Here is a 278-nt window from a genome sequence, read left to right as displayed (position 1 = left end):
CAGATGCTGGTTATCAAGTAACCATGCAAGTATTAAATGCGAAAGATTTTGGTGTACCTCAATCGCGTGAACGAGTTTTTTTCATAGGAACAAAACTCGGTTTCCCCTTAGTAGATATAACTGATTTTGAAGAATATAAAAAAGAAGCGATATCATTAAGAGAGGCTATAGGTCATTTAGGCAGAGCAGGAACTGAAACTAATCCCAGAATAACTAACGCTAAAATTACTTTAGCTAAAAAACCAGTCCTTCGTAAATCTCCATATTCGGGAATGATG

At 36.0% G+C, this 278-nt stretch carries 1 protein-coding gene; it reads left to right on the top strand.

Annotation, left to right across the window (positions count from 1 at the left end; genetic code table 11):
• On the top strand, positions 1–278 hold a 278-nt coding region (locus AAEY78_RS12835), incomplete at both ends, for a DNA cytosine methyltransferase (protein ID WP_352339708.1).

It is taken from the genome of Psychrobacter sp. 16-MNA-CIBAN-0192 (genome assembly GCF_040309565.1).
In the GTDB taxonomy this organism is placed as follows: Bacteria; Pseudomonadota; Gammaproteobacteria; order Pseudomonadales; family Moraxellaceae; genus Psychrobacter.
This window is presented reverse-complemented; position numbering and strand designations above follow the sequence as displayed.